19 protein-coding genes are annotated in these 17746 nt (G+C 71.7%); 14 read left to right on the forward strand and 5 right to left on the reverse strand.

Annotated features, from left to right (window positions below; all coding sequences use genetic code 11):
- Positions 1–263: 263 nt before the first annotated feature.
- Both ACF089_RS15755 and ACF089_RS15760 read left to right on the forward strand, forming a co-directional pair.
- Complete coding sequence (locus ACF089_RS15755; protein WP_392026374.1) at positions 264–1211, forward strand: heme o synthase; 948 nt, start codon at positions 264–266, stop codon at positions 1209–1211.
- Positions 1212–1398: 187 nt separating this feature from the next.
- Positions 1399–1758 (forward strand): hypothetical protein, encoded by a 360-nt coding sequence (locus tag ACF089_RS15760; RefSeq protein WP_392026375.1) that lies wholly within the window; start codon positions 1399–1401, stop codon positions 1756–1758.
- A gap of 152 nt (positions 1759–1910) precedes the next feature.
- Here the strand turns inward: ACF089_RS15760 and ACF089_RS15765 are convergent, their stop codons facing one another.
- From ACF089_RS15765 to ACF089_RS15780, 4 genes are all read right to left on the reverse strand, one after another.
- Positions 1911–2900: a heme A synthase gene (locus tag ACF089_RS15765; protein ID WP_392026377.1), complete on the reverse strand. Its 990-nt coding sequence runs from the start codon at positions 2898–2900 to the stop codon at positions 1911–1913.
- Between the two features lie 7 nt (positions 2901–2907).
- Complete coding sequence (locus ACF089_RS15770; protein ID WP_392026379.1) at positions 2908–4134, reverse strand: hypothetical protein; 1227 nt, start codon at positions 4132–4134, stop codon at positions 2908–2910.
- 72 nt (positions 4135–4206) lie between these two features.
- Complete coding sequence (locus ACF089_RS15775) at positions 4207–4974, reverse strand: ABC transporter permease (protein ID WP_392026380.1); 768 nt, start codon at positions 4972–4974, stop codon at positions 4207–4209.
- On the reverse strand, positions 4971–5897 hold the full coding sequence (locus ACF089_RS15780; protein WP_392026381.1) for an ABC transporter ATP-binding protein: 927 nt from the start codon (positions 5895–5897) through the stop codon (positions 4971–4973). Before ACF089_RS15780 ends, ACF089_RS15775 begins: the two co-directional genes overlap by 4 nt.
- Positions 5898–6276: 379 nt before the next feature.
- Here ACF089_RS15780 and ACF089_RS15785 point away from each other — a divergent pair, with 379 nt between their 5' ends.
- The 12 genes from ACF089_RS15785 to dapD all read left to right on the forward strand — a co-directional run bounded on the left by ACF089_RS15785 (position 6277) and on the right by dapD (position 16787).
- Positions 6277–7026, forward strand: a complete 750-nt coding sequence (locus ACF089_RS15785; RefSeq protein ID WP_392026382.1) for a helix-turn-helix transcriptional regulator — start codon at positions 6277–6279, stop codon at positions 7024–7026.
- On the forward strand, positions 7023–8444 hold the full coding sequence (sufB, locus tag ACF089_RS15790) for a Fe-S cluster assembly protein SufB (RefSeq protein ID WP_392026384.1): 1422 nt from the start codon (positions 7023–7025) through the stop codon (positions 8442–8444). Before ACF089_RS15785 ends, sufB begins: the two co-directional genes overlap by 4 nt.
- A 94-nt stretch (positions 8445–8538) precedes the next feature.
- Positions 8539–9720 carry a Fe-S cluster assembly protein SufD gene (sufD, locus tag ACF089_RS15795; protein ID WP_392026385.1) on the forward strand — a complete coding sequence of 394 codons (1182 nt, stop codon included), beginning with the start codon at positions 8539–8541 and terminating at the stop codon, positions 9718–9720.
- Positions 9717–10034 carry a non-heme iron oxygenase ferredoxin subunit gene (locus ACF089_RS15800; protein WP_392026386.1) on the forward strand — a complete coding sequence of 106 codons (318 nt, stop codon included), beginning with the start codon at positions 9717–9719 and terminating at the stop codon, positions 10032–10034. The genes sufD and ACF089_RS15800 overlap by 4 nt, the downstream gene beginning before the upstream one ends.
- Positions 10035–10041: 7 nt before the next feature.
- A complete protein-coding gene (gene sufC, locus ACF089_RS15805; protein WP_392026387.1) occupies positions 10042–10806 on the forward strand; it encodes a Fe-S cluster assembly ATPase SufC in 765 nt (254 codons plus the stop codon).
- Positions 10803–12071, forward strand: a complete 1269-nt coding sequence (locus ACF089_RS15810; protein ID WP_392026389.1) for a cysteine desulfurase — start codon at positions 10803–10805, stop codon at positions 12069–12071. Before sufC ends, ACF089_RS15810 begins: the two co-directional genes overlap by 4 nt.
- A 12-nt stretch (positions 12072–12083) precedes the next feature.
- Positions 12084–12548: a Fe-S cluster assembly sulfur transfer protein SufU gene (sufU, locus tag ACF089_RS15815; protein ID WP_392026390.1), complete on the forward strand. Its 465-nt coding sequence runs from the start codon at positions 12084–12086 to the stop codon at positions 12546–12548.
- Complete coding sequence (locus tag ACF089_RS15820) at positions 12545–12883, forward strand: metal-sulfur cluster assembly factor (protein WP_392026392.1); 339 nt, start codon at positions 12545–12547, stop codon at positions 12881–12883. The genes sufU and ACF089_RS15820 overlap by 4 nt, the downstream gene beginning before the upstream one ends.
- 295 nt (positions 12884–13178) lie before the next feature.
- Positions 13179–14642: an FG-GAP and VCBS repeat-containing protein gene (locus ACF089_RS15825; RefSeq protein ID WP_392026394.1), complete on the forward strand. Its 1464-nt coding sequence runs from the start codon at positions 13179–13181 to the stop codon at positions 14640–14642.
- Positions 14643–14871: 229 nt separating this feature from the next.
- A complete protein-coding gene (locus ACF089_RS15830; RefSeq protein WP_392026395.1) occupies positions 14872–15192 on the forward strand; it encodes a DMT family transporter in 321 nt (106 codons plus the stop codon).
- Complete coding sequence (locus ACF089_RS15835) at positions 15192–15728, forward strand: TetR/AcrR family transcriptional regulator (protein ID WP_392026397.1); 537 nt, start codon at positions 15192–15194, stop codon at positions 15726–15728. The genes ACF089_RS15830 and ACF089_RS15835 overlap by 1 nt, the downstream gene beginning before the upstream one ends.
- 69 nt (positions 15729–15797) lie before the next feature.
- Positions 15798–16787 (forward strand): 2,3,4,5-tetrahydropyridine-2,6-dicarboxylate N-succinyltransferase, encoded by a 990-nt coding sequence (gene dapD / locus ACF089_RS15840; protein WP_392026399.1) that lies wholly within the window; start codon positions 15798–15800, stop codon positions 16785–16787.
- Between the two features lie 16 nt (positions 16788–16803).
- Here the strand turns inward: dapD and dapA are convergent, their stop codons facing one another.
- A complete protein-coding gene (gene dapA / locus ACF089_RS15845) occupies positions 16804–17724 on the reverse strand; it encodes a 4-hydroxy-tetrahydrodipicolinate synthase (protein WP_392026400.1) in 921 nt (306 codons plus the stop codon).
- Positions 17725–17746 lie beyond the last annotated feature (22 nt).

Consider the following 17746-nt stretch of genomic DNA (forward strand, 5'->3'; position numbering starts at 1 on the left):
TCAGGGCTCCTCTCCACATGTCTCCATGTCATGCCCCGGTGACACGGAAGCACCGGGCGCTGTCGAGCCTACCCGCGACGTGACCGACGGCCTGTCGAAAAGCGATGGCGAGGACGGGTACGGGCGGTGGCTCAACACGACCCCACCCCCGTGCGGGGCGACGAGCGGCCAGCCTCTAAAGTGGCGTCGTACGCGCAAGTCATGGCCGGGCCTTCAGGTACGTCCGCTGGTGCCCCGGGGCTTGCTGGGAGTCTCTGTCAGGGGTGTACGTGACGGCCGTCGAATCCCGTCCAGCGGGGGTGCTCGGGACGAGCCCGGGCAACCGGCCGTTCGGGGCCCGCGTCAAGGCATTCGTGGCGCTGACCAAGCCGCGGATCATCGAGCTGCTGCTGATCACCACAGTGCCGGTGATGTTCCTCGCCGCGCAAGGGGTGCCCGATCTGACGTTGGTGCTCATCACCTGCTTCGGCGGATATCTCTCCGCGGGCGGGGCCAACGCGCTCAACATGTACATCGACCGCGACATCGACGCGCTGATGGACCGCACATCACAGCGTCCGCTGGTCACCGGCATGGTCTCGCCGCGCGAGGGACTGGTCTTCGGCCTCGTCCTCGCGGTCGTCTCGACCCTCTGGTTCGGCCTGCTGGTCAACTGGCTCTCCGCCTGGCTCTCGCTCGGCGCGCTGCTCTTCTACGTCGTCGTCTACACGATGCTGCTGAAGCGGCGCACCTCGCAGAACATCGTCTGGGGCGGCATCGCCGGCTGCATGCCGGTCCTCATCGGCTGGTCCGCGGTCACGAACTCGCTCTCCTGGGCCGCGCTCATCCTCTTCCTCGTCATCTTCTTCTGGACGCCGCCGCACTACTGGCCGCTGTCGATGAAGGTGCGCGAGGACTACGCCCGGGTGGGCGTCCCGATGCTGCCGGTGGTCGCCTCCAACAAGGTGGTGGCCCGCCAGATCGTGCTCTACAGCTGGGTCATGGTCGCGGTCTCCCTGCTGCTCACCCCGCTCGGGTACACCGGCTGGTTCTACACCGCCGTCGCCCTGGCGACGGGCGGCTGGTGGCTCTGGGAGGCGCACGCCCTGCAGGCCCGCGCCAAGTCCGGCGTCACCGGGGCCAAGCTGAAGGAGATGCGGCTCTTCCACTGGTCCATCACCTATGTCTCCCTGCTCTTCGTCGCCGTCGCGGTGGACCCCTTCCTGAAGTAGGTCCCGTACGACGTTCCTGGACACCGGCCCGTACGACGTCCTCCCTCCGCCCCGGCGGTCCCGCTCACCCGGGACCGCCGGGGCGGAGCGCGTGTTCCCCGCTCTCGTGCGCGAGTCCCGGCCAGTGGCCGAGACCACGTTCCGCCGCCCTGGCAGTGCGCCGGTACCCGCGAGTAGCATCCGCCCCATGTCCATCACCCCGCACGCCGAGCGCAAGGCCGCCAGGCTCGCCAAGGAGATCACCGCCTTCTCCCGCGCCCACGGCGGAGCCGAAGCCCAGCTCGCGTACATCGGCCAGGCAGGCACCCGTATCGTCCTCGTCGGCGAGGACGGGGCCTGGGGCGATCTGGTCGCCCCCGACCACTCCGTCGCGGCGGCCGCCGCCGAGAAGGCCGGCGTCACCGTCCACGAGTCCTTCGACGGGGAGTTCGCCGCGAAGGTCCGCACCGGCCCGTACGAGTGGAGCCGGATGGCCGGAATCCAGCTCGGCGGCCCCTCGAACGCCCCCGCCGCCCCGGCGGACGACACGCCCGGCTCCGGCGGCTGACGACCGGTACGACACGCCCGGGTACGCACTCCACCGGCACGACACACCCGGGTACGCACACCAGCGGCACGACACGCCCGGCCCCGCCGGCCGGACGGAGAATCGCGAAGGGCCCCGGCACGGTGCGCCGGGGCCCTTCGCGATGCGTGTCTCTAGGCCTTGGAGAGGACCGGGTCCGCCGGGGCGGGGGCCGGGGCCGGGGCGTACGGGCGCTCCCGCAGGCTCAGCGCGAGGCGCACCACGGCGACCCACATCAGCGCGGAACCGAGCATATGGACGCCGACCAGGATCTCGGGGACGCCGGTGAAGTACTGGAGATAGCCGATCCCGCCCTGCGCCAGCAGCACGATCAGCAGCTCGCGGGCCCGTGCGCGGATGTCGTCCGGCGCGTCCACCACCCGCAGCACCAGCCACATCGCGACGGCGAGCGCGCAGACCAGCCAGGCCGAGGCGGCGTGCACCTGGGCCGCGGCCGCCCAGTCCCACGGCATCCTCGGCACATCGCTGCTGTCGCCCGCGTGCTTGCCCGAACCGGTCACGCCCGTGCCGAGCGCGATGAGCGCCACGGAGGCCACGACGATCGCCCAGGAGAGCCTGCGGACCGGCCGGGGCACCCTCGGACGCGGGGCCTCGTCGCCCTCGCCCGCCCGGTGCCAGGTGATGACGGCGACCGTGAGCAGCGCGTTGGCGAGCAGGAAGTGCCCGGCCACGGTCCAGGGGTTGAGCCCGGCCCAGACCGTGATGCCGCCGACGACCGCGTTGCCCATGACGATCCAGAACTGGAGCCAGCCGAGCCGGGTCAGCCCGCGGCGCTGCGGCTTGGTGGAGCGGGCGGCGATGATGGCCCAGCCGACCGCCGCCGACAGCACATAGGTCAGCATCCGGTTGCCGAACTCGATCGCGCCGTGCAGCCCCTGCTCGGGGGTGGCGAAGAGGCTGTCGTCCGTGCACTTGGGCCAGGTGTCGCAGCCGAGGCCGGAACCGGTCAGTCGCACGGCCCCGCCGGTGACGATGATCAGCACGGTCATCATGACGGCCGAGAGCGCGGCGCGCCGGACCGTCTCGGGGCGGGGCGTCCAGCGCTGGGCGATGAGAGCGAGGGGGGTCTGCACGGAAACAATCGTAGGCCGGGCCTTGTGCATGTTTTCACTAGGGGTGCGATTCGACCGCCCGGCGCGCCGCCCCGCCGTCGTCCCGGCGGGCGGAGGCGTGCGTACGGCGGAAGCGGGCGCCCGCTTCCTGGTCCTCGTCCTCCCACCACACGGCGATCCGCCAGTGCGCGGGCTCCGGCGGCCGTCCCGGCGCGTTGCGGAACGCGTCGGTCAGCTCCGCCGCGACCTGGGCCGCGCTCCGGTCGGTGACCGCGTCCGCGCCGTGCCAGGGGCGGGCCATCGGGGTCCAGGGCGCGCCCGGGACCTCTCTGACGTCGAACCGCCACACCGCCCGCCAGGAGCGCGCCCGCAGGATCCGCCGCGCCTCCGCGGGCTCCAGACCGAGGCCCCGCGCGATCGCGTCCGGCTCCACCCCCTCGACGCGCGCGGCCACCACCGCGAGCGGGAGCAGCCGCTCCGGCAGCTGTCCCGCCGCCCGGAGCCGGGTCAGCCCGCCCCGGAAGGGGCAGCGCCGCAGCCGCCGTTCGAGCTGGTCGCCGAGGTGCTCCAGGGCCGCGGCGTACGGCGAGTCACGGCCGGCGGGCGCCGGGTCCAGCTCCCGGAAACGGCCTTCGGCCACCGCGGCGCGGGCCGCCGACTCCACCGGGTCGCCCAGCTCCTCCAGCCGGTCCCCGAGGAAGGCGTGGGCCCGCGCCAGCCCCTCCAGGTCCCGCGGGTCCGCGCCGCCCAGGCGCTCCCAGACCCCGACGGCCCGGCGCGCGGCGGCCAGCGCCGCGAGACCGTCCGCGCGGGCGGCGGCGGGCGGCCGGTCGCCGTCCGGCTGGAAGGCGTAGCGGGGCAGGCCCAGTTCGTCCCGGAGCGGTTCGGCGAGATACACGGACTGGCCGAGCAGGGCCGCGGCGTACCAGCGGGCGTGCTCCGGGTCGTGGCGCGCGGGCTCCGCGCAGCGCCGTACGGCCTCGTGCGCCGCGAGCAGCGCCTCGGTCCGGCGGCCCGTGTCGAAGCAGTGCCGGGCGAGATCGGCGTACCGCAGGCCCAGCCGGGCGGCGCAGGGGAGGTCGGTCCGGGCGTGCGGGGCGAGGGCGGCGATGAGATCGCGCAGCGTCCGTTCGTGCTCGCGGGCCGGGAGCGCGTCCCGGCCCGGTCCCGTCCGGGCCCACTCCGCGTCCAGTCGCAGTGCGGCAGTCCGCTCCATCGAGACCTCCCACCCGCCGATCACGCCGACCGGGCCGCCGTTCGCGCCGATCACGCGCAGGCTGCTCATGGTGACGTGCGGGACGGGTGCGGCGGAAGACCGGGGACGCGAGGAGCCCGGAGCGGTGCGGCGGGCGGGCGGCTACTCCCAGCGGAAGAAGCGGCCCGCCGCGCCGAGGCCGAGCACGGCCCAGACGGCGAGGATGCCCAGCTCGCGCAGGGGGAGCGCGGCGCCGTCCCGCAGGACGTCCCGCAGTCCCTCGGAGAGCGCGGAGATCGGCAGCAGCGCGAGCGCCGACTCCACCCCGTCCGGGAACTTCTCCAGCGGCACCATCACCCCGCCGCCCACCAGCAGCAGCAGGAAGACCAGATTGGCGGCGGCCAGCGTCGCCTCGGCCCGCAGGGTGCCGGCCATCAGCAGCCCCAGACCGCTGAAGGCGGCGGTGCCGAGGAGGAGCAGCAGCAGTACGGAGAACGGATCGCCGTCCGGGGACCAGCCGAGCGCGAGGGCGATCACGGTGAGCAGGGCGATCTGGATCAGCTCGGTGACCAGGACGGAGAGCGTCTTGGCGCACATCAGGGCCCAGCGGGGGAGCGGGGAGGCGCCGAGCCGCTTGAGGACTCCGTACCGCCGCTCGAAACCGGTGGCGATGGCCTGGCCGGTGAAGGCGGTGGACATCACCGCGAGGGCGAGCACCCCGGGCGCGAGGAAGTCGACGGGGTCGCCGGCGCCGGTGTCGATGATGTCGACGGTGGAGAACAGGACCAGGACGAGGGAGGGGATGACGACGGTGAGCAGCAGCTGTTCGCCGTTGCGCAGCAGCATCCTCGTCTCGAACGCGGTCTGCGCCGCGATCATGCGGCCGAGCGGAGCCGCTCCGGGCTTGGGGGCGTAGGTCCCGGCGCTCATCGGCGCAGCTCCTTGCCGGTCAGTTCGAGGAAGACGTCTTCCAGGGTGTGCCGTTCGACCGAGATGCCGTCCGGCATGACGCCGTGCTGGGCGCACCAGGAGGTGACGGTGGCCAGCAGCAGCGGATCCACCCGGCCCGCTATCCGATAGGTGCCCGGGGTCGGCTCGGTCGCCTCGGTGCCGTCGGGGAGGGCCTTGAGCAGGGAGTTCACATCGAGCCCGGGCCGGCCGGTGAAGCGCAGGGTGTTCTCGGCGCCGCCGCGGCACAGCTGCTCCGGGCTGCCCCGGGCGATGACCCGGCCGGCGTCGATGATCGCGACGTCGTCGGCCAGTTCCTCGGCCTCGTCCATGAAGTGGGTGGTGAGGATCGTGGAGACGCCGTCGGAGCGCAGTTCGCGCACCAGGTCCCAGGTGGCGCGGCGGGCCTGGGGGTCGAGTCCGGCGGTGGGCTCGTCGAGGAAGAGCAGCTCGGGGCGGCCGACGACGGCCATCGCCAGCGCGAGCCGCTGCTGCTGGCCGCCGGAGAGCCGGCGGTAGGAGGTGCGTCCGCAGCTGTCGAGGCCGAGCCGTTCGACGAGGTCGTCCACGTCCAGCGGGTGGGCGTGGAGTCTGGCCATGTGGCGGAGCATCTCGGTGGCGCGGGCCCCCGAGTAGACGCCGCCGGACTGGAGCATCACGCCGATGCGGGCGCGCAGCCGGGGGGCGTCGGCGACCGGGTCGAGGCCGAGGACGCGTACGGTCCCGGCGTCCGCGCGGCGGTAGCCCTCGCAGACCTCGACGGTGGTGGTCTTGCCGGCTCCGTTGGGGCCGAGTACGGCGGTCACCCGGCCGTGGGCGACGTCGAGATCGAGGCCGTCGACGGCGGTCTTCGATCCGTACCGCTTGACCAGGCCCCGGATCCGGACGACGGGCTCACTAAGCATGCCGGGAAGTCTAGGCGGGCGCTCGGGGGGCTCGGAGCGCGGCCCCCGGGCGCCTCGCGCGCGCTCGGGGCGAGCCCCCGAGCGCCCCGGAACGGGGTCGGTTCCCGGTCCGCCGGGGCCGCCGGTCCCGTGCTTTTCTCCCCGTACGGCCGAGGGGGACGGGACTTCCGGCCGTCTTCCCGGGGCTGTTCCGGACAGCCCCGGGTGGGATCCCCTGATCGCCGCCGATATCGACAGTGCCTATAAAATGCCTGCTCAGAGGCGATATGAGGGATAACAAAGGGTGCCCTTCATTAGGTAACCCTAAGTGACGAAGCGCACCGCGCCGAGGGGTGGACGACGGTTGTCACTGCTCCGGGAATTACGCAACAATGGTGTTGTGAAAAACGTCGGCGAGGGTCCTCGGGAGGAACTCGCGACCGGATCGCGCGCCGATCATTCGACGCGCAACCGGGTCGCGCGCTCCGTCCTGGACCACGGTCCGTCCACGGTCGCCGATCTCGCCGCCCGCCTCGGACTCACCCAGGCCGCCGTCCGCCGCCATCTCGACACGCTCGTCGCCGAGAATGTCGTCGAAGCCCGTGAGCAGCGGATCTACGGAGCCCGCACCCGGGGCAGGCCGGCCAAGGTCTTCGCCCTGACCGCCTGCGGCCGGGACGCCTTCGACCAGTCGTACGACTCGCTGGCCGTCGACGCCCTCCGCTGGATCGAACGGTCCGCGGGCGGCGGGGCCGCCGGCGAGAAGGCCGTCGCCGCCTTCGCCCGGGCCCGCGCCGAGACCCAGGCCGGCCCCTACCGCGCAGCGGTCGAGGCCGCGCCTCCCGAGGAGCGCACCGAAGCTCTGGCGAGGGCCCTGAGCGAGGACGGGTACGCTGCTACGGCTCGCAGCGCCCCCACCCCCCAGCAGGGCGAGCAGCTCTGCCAGCACCACTGCCCGGTCGCACACGTCGCCGAGCAGTACCCGCAGCTGTGCGAGGCGGAGACGGAGATCTTCTCCCGCCTGCTCGGGACCCATGTGCAGCGTCTGGCCACCATCGCTCACGGCGACGGAGTGTGCACGACGTTCATTCCGCGCAGCACCACCACACCATCAGCATCTGCAAGCACGGCCGGGAGGAACCCCGCATGACTCTCCCCACGGAGACTGCCCACCCCGAACTGGAGGGGCTGGGCACGTACGAATTCGGCTGGGCCGACTCCGACGCGGCAGGCGCCGCCGCCAAGCGCGGCCTCTCCGAGGACGTCGTCCGCGACATCTCGGGGAAGAAGAACGAGCCGGAGTGGATGCTGAAGCTGCGTCTCAAGGGCCTGCGGCTGTTCGACAAGAAGCCCATGCCCAGCTGGGGCTCGGACCTGTCGGGCATCGACTTCGACAACATCAAGTACTTCGTGCGCTCCACGGAGAAGCAGGCGGCCTCCTGGGAGGACCTGCCCGAGGACATCAAGAACACGTACGACAAGCTCGGCATCCCCGAGGCGGAGAAGCAGCGCCTCGTCGCCGGCGTCGCCGCGCAGTACGAGTCGGAGGTCGTCTACCACCAGATCCGTGAGGACCTGGAGGAGCAGGGCGTCATCTTCCTCGACACCGACACCGCGCTGAAGGAGCACCCCGAGCTCTTCCAGGAGTACTTCGGCACCGTCATCCCGGTCGGCGACAACAAGTTCGCCTCGCTGAACACGGCGGTCTGGTCCGGCGGCTCGTTCATCTACGTGCCCAAGGGCGTCCACGTCGACATCCCGCTCCAGGCCTACTTCCGTATCAACACGGAGAACATGGGCCAGTTCGAGCGGACGCTGATCATCGTGGACGAGGACGCCTACGTCCACTACGTCGAGGGCTGCACCGCGCCGATCTACTCCTCCGACTCGCTGCACAGCGCGGTCGTGGAGATCATCGTCAAGAAGGGCGGCCGCTGCCGCTACACGACGATCCAGAACTGGTCGAACAACGTCTACAACCTGGTCACCAAGCGCGCCGTCGCCTACGAGGGCGCGACCATGGAGTGGGTCGACGGCAACATCGGCTCCAAGGTGACCATGAAGTACCCGGCCGTCTACCTGATGGGCGAGCACGCCCGCGGCGAGACCCTGTCCATCGCCTTCGCCGGCGAGGGCCAGCACCAGGACGCCGGCGCCAAGATGGTGCACATGGCCCCCAACACCTCCTCGAACATCGTCTCCAAGTCGGTGGCGCGAGGCGGCGGCCGCACCTCCTACCGCGGTCTGATCGAGATCGGCGAGGGCGCGCCCGGCTCCAAGTCGAATGTGCTCTGCGACGCCCTGCTGGTCGACACGATCTCCCGCTCGGACACCTACCCCTATGTCGACGTCCGCGAGGACGACGTCTCCATGGGTCACGAGGCGACCGTCTCCAAGGTCTCCGAGGACCAGCTCTTCTATCTGATGAGCCGGGGCATGACCGAGTTCGAGGCCATGGCGATGATCGTCCGCGGCTTCGTCGAGCCGATCGCCAAGGAACTGCCGATGGAGTACGCGCTGGAGCTGAACCGGCTGATCGAGCTGCAGATGGAGGGTTCGGTCGGCTGACCCCGGCCGCACCCCGCGGGGCGGGCGACAGCGCCTGCCCCGCCAGCGACTGAATTCTTGACCCAGAAGGCAGAGAGAGAGCACGACGACAGCCATGGCTGAGGCTCAGAACATTCCGGCGGGATCCACCACCGCCGGCGCGATCGCGGTGGCCGCCGAATCGACCGTCGCCACCCGAATGAGTGCGCCCCCGTCCTTCGACGTGGCGGACTTCCCGGTCCCGCACGGCCGTGAGGAGGAGTGGCGCTTCACCCCGCTGGAGCGGCTCGCCGGCCTCCACGACGGCACCGCCGTCGCCACCGGCGGCGTCAAGGTCGCCATCGACGCCCCCGCCGGGGTCGTCGTCGAGACCGTCGGCCGGGACGACGCCCGCCTCGGCAGGGCCGGCACCCCCGTGGACCGCGTCGCAGCCCAGGCGTACACCTCCTTCGAGCAGGCGTCGGTCGTGACCGTGCCCAAGGAGACCGTCCTCAGCGAGCCGATCCGGATCTCCGTGCACGGCGAGGGCGGGGTCTCCTTCGCCCACCAGGTCGTCGAGCTGGGCGCGTTCGCCGAAGCCGTCGTGGTCATCGACCACACCGGCGACGCCGTCCTCGCCGGCAATGTCGACTACCTCCTCGGCGACGGCGCCAAGCTCACCGTGGTCTCCGTCCAGGACTGGGACGACAAGGCCGTCCACGTCGCCCAGCACAACGCGCTGATCGGCCGGGACGCCTCCTTCAAGTCCGTCATCGTCACCTTCGGCGGCGACCTGGTCCGGCTGCACCCGCGGGTCTCCTACGCGGCCACCGGCGGCGAGGCCGAGCTGTTCGGCCTCTACTTCACCGACCGCGGCCAGCACCAGGAGCACCGCCTCCTGGTCGACCACAACAACCCGCACAACAAGTCGAACGCGGTCTACAAGGGCGCGCTCCAGGGCGAGAACGCCCACGCGGTGTGGATCGGCGACGTACTGATCCGGGTGATGGCCGAAGGCACCGACACCTACGAGATGAACCGCAACCTCGTCCTCACCGACGGCGCGCGGGTCGACTCGGTGCCGAACCTGGAGATCGAGACCGGCGAGATCGTCGGCGCCGGGCACGCCTCGGCCACCGGCCGCTTCGACGACGAGCAGCTCTTCTATCTGATGGCCCGCGGCATCCCGGAGCAGGACGCCCGCCGTCTCGTCGTCCGCGGATTCTTCGCCGAGCTGGTCCAGCAGATCGGTCTGCCGGACGTCGAGGAGCGTCTCCTCGGCAAGATCGAGGAAGAGCTGGAGGCGTCGGTCGCATGAGTTTCGTCCGTGCCTGTGGCCTGAGCGAGCTGGAGGACGACACCCCCAAGCGGGTGGAGCTCGACGGCGTCCCCGTTTCGGTCGTCCGCACCGAGGGCGAAGTCTTCGCGATCCACGACATCTGCTCGCACGCCAATGTCTCGCTGTCGGAGGGCGAGGTGGAGGACTGCCAGATCGAGTGCTGGCTCCACGGCTCCGCCTTCGACCTCCGCACCGGCAAGCCGTCCGGACTGCCCGCGACGCGGCCCGTCCCCGTATACCCCGTACAGATCGAAGGGGACGATGTGCTCGTCTCCGTCACCCAGGAGTCCTGAGTCACCCATGGCAACGCTTGAAATCCGCGACCTGCACGTCTCCGTCGAGGCCGAGAACGGCCCCCGGGAGATCCTCAAGGGCGTCGACCTGACCGTGAAGCAGGGCGAGACCCACGCCATCATGGGCCCCAACGGCTCCGGCAAGTCCACCCTGGCGTACTCCCTCGCCGGCCACCCCAAGTACACGATCACCGGTGGCCAGGTGAGCCTGGACGGCGAGGACGTCCTGGAGATGAGCGTGGACGAGCGGGCCCGCGCCGGCCTCTTCCTCGCCATGCAGTACCCCGTCGAGGTCCCGGGCGTCTCGGTCTCCAACTTCCTGCGCACCTCCGCCACCGCGATCCGCGGCGAGGCCCCCAAGCTGCGCACGTGGGTGAAGGAGGTCCGCGAGGCCATGGAGCGCCTCAACATGGACCCCGCCTTCGCCGAGCGCAATGTGAACGAGGGCTTCTCCGGCGGCGAGAAGAAGCGCCACGAGATCCTTCAGCTGGAGCTGCTCCGCCCGAAGGTCGCGATCCTGGACGAGACCGACTCCGGCCTCGACGTGGACGCGCTGCGGATCGTCTCCGAGGGCGTCAACCGGGTCCGTGAGTCCGGCGAGGTCGGCACCCTGCTGATCACCCACTACACCCGGATCCTGCGCTACATCAAGCCCGACCACGTGCATGTCTTCGCGGGCGGCCGGATCGCCGAGTCCGGCGGTCCCGAGCTGGCCGACAAGCTGGAGGCGGAGGGCTACGAGTCCTACGTGAAGGGTGGCGCATCCCAGTGACCGACGCCCGGCAGGGGCTCACCGGCCTCCTCGACACCGAGGCGATCCGCAAGGATTTCCCGATCCTCGACCGGGTCATCCACGGTGACAAGAAGCTTGTCTACCTGGACAGCGCGGCCAGCTCGCAGAAGCCGCGTCAGGTCATCGACGCGCTCAGCGGCTACTACGAGCAGCACCACGCCAATGTCCACCGCGGGATCCATGTCCTGGCCGACGAGGCCACGGCGCTGTACGAGGGCGCCCGGGACAAGGTGGCGGCCTTCATCAACGCGCCCAGCCGCGACGAGGTGATCTTCACCAAGAACGCCTCGGAGTCGCTGAACCTGGTCGCGAACATGCTGGGCTGGGCCGACGAGCCCTACCGGGTGGACCGGGACACCGAGATCGTCATCACCGAGATGGAGCACCACTCCAACATCGTTCCGTGGCAGCTGCTCGCGCAGCGCACCGGCGCGAAGCTGAAGTGGTTCGGCCTGACCGACGACGGCCGGCTCGACCTCTCCAACATCGAGGAGATCATCACCGAGAAGACGAAGATCGTCTCCTTTGTGCTGGTCTCCAACATCCTCGGCACGGTCAACCCCGTCGAGGCGATCGTGCGCCGGGCCCAGCAGGTCGGCGCGCTGGTCCTGATCGACGCCTCGCAGGCGGCCCCGCACGCCCCGATGGACGTCCAGGCGCTCCAGGCGGACTTCGTGGCCTTCACCGGCCACAAGATGTGCGGTCCGACCGGCATCGGCGTGCTCTGGGGCCGGCAGGAGCTGCTGGAGGACCTCCCGCCGTTCCTCGGCGGCGGCGAGATGATCGAGACCGTTTCGATGAACTCCTCCACCTACGCGCCCGCGCCGCACAAGTTCGAGGCCGGTACGCCGCCGATCGCCCAGGCCGTGGGCCTCGGCGCGGCGGTCGACTACCTCAACTCCATCGGCATGGAGAAGATCGCCGCCCATGAGCACGCGATCACCGAGTACGCGGTGAAGCGCCTCCTGGAGGTGCCCGACCTGCGGATCATCGGCCCGGTCTCGGCCGAGGACCGGGGCGCCGCGATCTCCTTCACCCTGGGAGACATCCACCCGCACGACGTGGGCCAGGTCCTGGACGAACAGGGCATCGCGGTCCGGGTCGGCCACCACTGCGCGCGGCCGGTCTGTCTGCGGTACGGAATTCCTGCGACCACGCGGGCGTCGTTCTATCTGTACTCCACGCCCGGCGAGGTCGACGCGCTGGTCGACGGGCTGGAGCACGTCCGTCAATTCTTCGGGTAGAGCGGAGCCCCTGTGAAGCTTGATTCGATGTACCAGGACGTCATCCTCGACCACTACAAGCACCCTCACGGGCGCGGTCTGCGGGACGGCGACGCCGAGGTGCACCACGTCAATCCGACGTGTGGCGACGAGATCACCCTGCGTGTGAAGTACGACGGCTCGGTGGTCGAGGACGTGTCCTACGACGGCCAGGGCTGCTCGATCAGCCAGGCCAGTGCGTCGGTCCTCAATGAGCTGCTGGTCGGCAAGGAGCTGGCCGAGGCGCAGAAGATCCAGGCGACCTTCCTGGAGCTGATGCAGTCTCGGGGTCAGATCGAGCCCGACGACGCGATGGAGGAGGTGCTGGAGGACGCGGTCGCGTTCGCCGGCGTCTCCAAGTACCCGGCCCGGGTGAAGTGCGCGCTGTTGAGCTGGATGGCGTGGAAGGACGCGACCGCCCAGGCTCTGGGTGACGGCGCTGAGAGGAAGACGGCATGACGGAGAACGCGGGAGCGGCGCTGAAGCCGGCCTCGGAGGAAGAGGTCCGCGAGGCCCTCTACGACGTGGTCGACCCCGAGCTGGGGATCGACGTGGTCAACCTCGGTCTGATCTACGGGATCCACGTCGACGACTCCAATGTCGCGACACTGGACATGACCCTGACGTCGGCGGCGTGTCCGCTGACCGATGTGATCGAGGACCAGGCCAAGTCGGCGACGGACGGCATCGTCAACGAGCTGAAGATCAACTGGGTCTGGATGCCCCCGTGGGGTCCGGACAAGATCACTGACGATGGGCGCGAGCAGCTGAGGGCGCTGGGCTTCAACGTCTGAGCACCGGCGCCCGCGACCGGCCCGAGAGCCGGTCGCGGGGCGCCGCGCGGCGGCCGTGTCCACCGGGGTTCCCGGCGGGTGCGGCCGTTCTGTCGTCCGTCCGGCCCGGCCGGCCTTCGGCCTTTCGGCGTGCGGCCGCGCCGGGACCATCACGCGGAGATGCCCGGCGGACCGCGGGGCCGCCGGGCCGGGGCCCAGGGGCGCCGATCATCACCGGGCGCGGAGGGTTCCGGCGATGCGGTCTTTCTGTGATCTTTGGGAACGTCCTGTTCACGCCAGTGATCCCGAGGTTCCCTTGATTCTTTCCCGCAGTCTCCCCCGCGCCCTGGTCCTGCTCTCCGCCGTCGCGGTCGCCGGTTCCCTGACCGCCCCGGCCGCCTTCGCCGGCCCCGCCCACCAGGCGGCGGCCCCGGCCGCGAAATCCGTCGCGAAGCCGCAGGACGACTTCAACGGCGACGGCTACCAGGACCTCGTCGTCGCCGCGCCGCGCGCCACCGTCGACGGCAGGACGGCGGCGGGCTATGTCTCGGTGCTCTACGGCTCGGCCTCCGGCCCGCAGACGTCGAGCAAGCAGGTCCTGAGGCAGGGTGCGGGCGGGATACCGGGCGCGGCCACCGCGTACAGCGCCTTCGGAGCGTCCCTCGCCGCCGCCGACCTCAACGGCGACGGCTACACCGATCTGGCCGTCATCGCCGACCGGTCCTCGGCCGGTATCGAGTACCTGGGCACCAAGACGCTGATCTGGGGCAGCGCGGCGGGTCTCGGACGCGGCGCGGCCGCCGTCATGAAGACGACGGCCACCCCGAGCGCCCTGGCGACCGGGGACTTCGACGGCGACGGCCGCCAGGATCTGGCGGAGGCGTACATGGACGGCAATGTCTCGCTCGACCACGGGCCCCTCCAGGCGAACGGCACACCGGCGCGCAGAACGCACGTCGAACCCGACGGCGTCGTCCAGAGCTTCGAGGATGTGACGGCCGGCGATGTGAACGGCGACGGATTCGCCGATCTCGTGGCTCTGGGGGCGGATCACGACGCCTCGCAGCAGAACTTCCGGCCCCTGCTGTGGAAGGGTTCGGCCGCCGGTCTCGGGCAGCGGGAGGACGTCGCGGGCGGACACCGGGGAGGCTCCCTCGACGTCGGCGATGTGAACAAGGACGGCTTCGAGGACATCGTCGTCGGCAGGCCGGCGCCGGGAACGGGCACCACGCCGGGGATCCTCGGCGGCCAGCTCGCCCACATCCCGGGCTCGGCGGCCGGACCGAACGGGTCCGCGGCCGCCGTGTTCCACCAGGAGAGCCCCGGCGTCCCCGGCACCGACGAGGTGAACGACTCCTTCGGCGCCGACGTCGCGGTCGGCGACATCGACGGCGACGGGTACGAGGACGTCGCGGTGGGCGTGCCGGGCGAGGCCCTCGGCAACACCGTGGGCGCGGGCGCGCTGATCACCCTGCCCGGCGGCGCGACCGGGCCGACCGGGACCGGCTCCAAGACCCTCACCCAGGACAGCGCGGGCGTCCCCGGCACGGCCGAGGTGAACGACGCCTTCGGTTCCAAGGTCAAGCTGATCGACGGGAACAAGGACGGGAAGAAGGACCTGGCGGTCTCCGCCCTCGGCGAGAACCTCAACGCCGGCTCCGTCTGGTGGCTCCCGGCCACCGCGTCCGGCCTCACCTCCGCCGGCTCCTTCGTCTACGGCCCCGGCGCCCTCGGCACCGTCGCCGCGAACGGCAGGTTCGGCGACAGGTACACCTCCTGACCGGCCGTCGGACCGCCCGGGTGACCGCATGACCGCATGACCGGGTGACCGCGCGGACAGCGGCGGCGGGCCGCTCAGGCCCCCGCCGCCGCTGCCGCTCCGGGCGAACCGGACCCCGTGCCTGGGCACGACCGCCCCGGGCCGCCCCCGGCGTACGGCATCCCCGCCCGGGGACGGCCCGTACCGCCGATGTGTACGCTCGTACGCATCCATGTGTACACTTGTACACATGGGATACGGACTACTCGCCGCGGCGATAGCGGCAGAGGTCGCCGGAACCACGGCCATGAAGTACAGCGAGGGATTCACCAGGCTCTGGCCCTCGCTCCTGACCGTCGCCGGCTATCTGCTCGCCTTCACGCTGCTGGCGCAGACGCTCAAGACGCTCTCGGTCGGCACGGCCTACGCCATCTGGGCCGGAGCCGGCACCGCCGCCGTCGCCTCGATCGGCATGCTCTTCCTCGGCGAGACCGCCAGCCTCGCCAAATTCGCCGGCATCGCGCTGGTGATCGCCGGGGTCGTGGTGCTCAACATGGGAGGCGCCCACTGATGGCCCGCCGCTACGACCCCGAGCGGCGGCAGCGCATCATCGACGCCGCCATCCGGGTCGTGGGGCGCGCCGGGATCGGCGGGCTCAGCCACCGCACCGTGGCCGCCGAGGCCGATGTGCCGCTGGGCTCCACCACGTACCACTTCTCCTCGCTGGACGAGCTGCTGGACGCGGCGCTGCGCCAGTCGAACGAGAACTTCGCCGCGGCCGTCGTCGACGGCGACGCGCTCGCGGGACCCGACGCCGACGTCGCCGCCGAACTGGCCCGGGTGATGGGCCGCTGGCTGACCGGGGACCGCCCCCGCGTCGAGCTGGAGTACGAGCTGTATCTCGCGGCCCTGCGCCGCCCCGCCCTGCGCCCCGTCGCCGCCGAGTGGACCCAGGGCATCGTGGACGCCCTGGCCCACCGCACCGACGCGGCCACCGCCAGGGCGCTGGTCGCGCTCATGGACGGCATCTGCCTCCAGGTCCTGCTCACCGACGCGCCGTACGACGAGGAGGACGCGCGCCGGATGCTGGCCCGGATCCTGGGGTGAGGAAGAGCCCCGGCCGGGGCCGGTGAGACCGGTTCGCTCCCGGGGCGCGGGCCGCGTTAGGTTCTCCCCATGACCGATACCACCGCTCCCCGTACCACCGGCGCCGTCGCCGCCGGACTCGCGACGCTGAGTGCCGACGGCACCGTTCTCGACACCTGGTTCCCCGCCCCCGAGCTCGTGGCCGAGCCCGGACCCGCCGGGACCGAGCGGCTCGCCCCCGAGCGGGCCGCCGAACTTCTCGGCGCGGGAGCCGCCCAGGCGATCGGCCCGGACGCCCGCCGCGGCGTCGAGGTCGTCGCCGTCCGTACGGTCATCTCCTCGCTGGAGGAGAAGCCGCTCGACGCGCACGACGCCTACCTCCGGCTGCACCTGCTCTCGCACCGTCTGGTCCGGCCGCACGGCCAGAGCCTCGACGGCGTCTTCGGCCTGCTCGCCAATGTCGCCTGGACCTCGATCGGCCCGGTCGCCGTGGACGACATCGAGACGGTCCGGCTCAACGCCCGCGCCGAGGGACTGCACCTCGCCGTGACCAGCATCGACAAGTTCCCCCGGATGACGGACTACGTGGTCCCCAAGGGCGTGCGCATCGCCGACGCCGACCGCGTCCGCCTCGGCGCGCACCTCGCCGAGGGCACCACCGTGATGCACGAGGGCTTCGTCAACTTCAACGCCGGCACCCTCGGCACCTCCATGGTCGAGGGCCGGATCTCCGCCGGGGTCGTCGTCGGCGACGGCTCCGACATCGGCGGCGGCGCGTCCACGATGGGCACGCTCTCCGGCGGCGGCAATGTGATCATCTCGATCGGCGAGCGCTGCCTGGTCGGCGCGGAGGCCGGGGTCGGCATCGCGCTCGGCGACGAGTGCGTGGTCGAGGCCGGGCTCTACGTCACGGCGGGCACCCGGATCACGCTGCCGGACGGGGAGATCGTCAAGGCCCGGGAGCTGTCCGGCGCGAACAACATCCTCTTCCGCCGCAACTCGGTGACGGGCGCGGTCGAGGCCCGCCCGAACAACGCGGTGTGGGGCGGACTGAACGACGTCCTCCACAGCCACAACTAGTCACGACCGGCCACGGCTACCCGCGGCCGCCCGGCGCCGCCCCGAGCGCGCCGGGCCCGCCCGCGCGGGCCGTCAGCTCCTCGTACGCCCTGAACAGCCCGTCGGCCTCCGCCCGGTCGGCGGGCTGGAGCGGCGGGCGCACCGCTCCAGCCCGCAGCAGGGCCTTCGCCGTGACCGTGCCCGGCAGGCCCGAGGCCATCATCAGCTCGGTCAGCGGCAGCACCAGCCGGTTCAGCTCCGCGGCCCGCCCGGTGTCACCCGCGTCGAAGGCGTCCAGGACGGCCCGCAGCGGGCCCGGCGCGACATTGGCGACCGTGCTCACACAGCCCGCGCCGCCCACCGCGTAGAGCGGCAGATTCAGCTCCTCGCAGCCGGAGTAGTACGCCAGCGAGGTCCGCCCGATCAGCTGCGCCGAGGCGAGCAGATCCCCCGCGCAGTCCTTCACGGCCACGATCCGCGGATGCTCCGCCAACCGCAGCAGCGTCTCCGTCCCGATCCTGACCCCGGCGCGCGCCGGGATGTCGTAGAGCATCAGCGGCAGCCCCGAGGCGTCGGCGAGCGTACGGAAGTGCGCCTCGACGGCGCGCCGGGGCGGGTGGCTGTAGTACGGGGTGACCGCCAGCAGCCCGTCCGCGCCCGCCCGTTCGGCCGCGCCGGCCAGCTCCACCGCGCGGCGGGTGTCCGGGCCGCCCACGCCCGCCACCACGGGCACCGCCGGGCCGACGGCCTCCCGGACCGCCGCCACCAGCGCGGTCTTCTCCGCGTCGGAGGTGGTGGGCGATTCGCCCGTGGTGCCGTTGAGCACCAGCCCGTCGCAGCCTTCCGCCACCAGCCGGGTCGCGAGGCGCGCGGCCGCGTCGAGGTCCGGTTCACCGCCGGCGGCGAACGGGGTGATCATGGCGCAGAGCACTCGGCCGAAGGGGCGGGGTGTGGTCATGGGTTCGAGTCTCGGCCCGTCC

Source organism: Streptomyces sp. NPDC014894 (assembly GCF_043080985.1).
Classification (GTDB): Bacteria; Actinomycetota; Actinomycetes; order Streptomycetales; family Streptomycetaceae; genus Streptomyces.

Coding starts and splice junctions, on each gene's coding strand:
- ACF089_RS15760 (WP_392026375.1), top strand. CDS start 1,399: ATGTCCATCACCCCGCACGCCGAGCGCAAGGCCGCCAGGCTCGCCAAG.
- ACF089_RS15765 (WP_392026377.1), bottom strand. CDS start 2,900: ATGCACAAGGCCCGGCCTACGATTGTTTCCGTGCAGACCCCCCTCGCT.
- ACF089_RS15770 (WP_392026379.1), bottom strand. CDS start 4,134: ATGAGCAGCCTGCGCGTGATCGGCGCGAACGGCGGCCCGGTCGGCGTG.
- ACF089_RS15775 (WP_392026380.1), bottom strand. CDS start 4,974: ATGAGCGCCGGGACCTACGCCCCCAAGCCCGGAGCGGCTCCGCTCGGC.
- ACF089_RS15780 (WP_392026381.1), bottom strand. CDS start 5,897: ATGCTTAGTGAGCCCGTCGTCCGGATCCGGGGCCTGGTCAAGCGGTAC.
- sufB (WP_392026384.1), top strand. CDS start 7,023: ATGACTCTCCCCACGGAGACTGCCCACCCCGAACTGGAGGGGCTGGGC.
- sufD (WP_392026385.1), top strand. CDS start 8,539: ATGGCTGAGGCTCAGAACATTCCGGCGGGATCCACCACCGCCGGCGCG.
- ACF089_RS15800 (WP_392026386.1), top strand. CDS start 9,717: ATGAGTTTCGTCCGTGCCTGTGGCCTGAGCGAGCTGGAGGACGACACC.
- sufC (WP_392026387.1), top strand. CDS start 10,042: ATGGCAACGCTTGAAATCCGCGACCTGCACGTCTCCGTCGAGGCCGAG.
- ACF089_RS15820 (WP_392026392.1), top strand. CDS start 12,545: ATGACGGAGAACGCGGGAGCGGCGCTGAAGCCGGCCTCGGAGGAAGAG.
- ACF089_RS15830 (WP_392026395.1), top strand. CDS start 14,872: ATGGGATACGGACTACTCGCCGCGGCGATAGCGGCAGAGGTCGCCGGA.
- ACF089_RS15835 (WP_392026397.1), top strand. CDS start 15,192: ATGGCCCGCCGCTACGACCCCGAGCGGCGGCAGCGCATCATCGACGCC.
- dapD (WP_392026399.1), top strand. CDS start 15,798: ATGACCGATACCACCGCTCCCCGTACCACCGGCGCCGTCGCCGCCGGA.
- dapA (WP_392026400.1), bottom strand. CDS start 17,724: ATGACCACACCCCGCCCCTTCGGCCGAGTGCTCTGCGCCATGATCACC.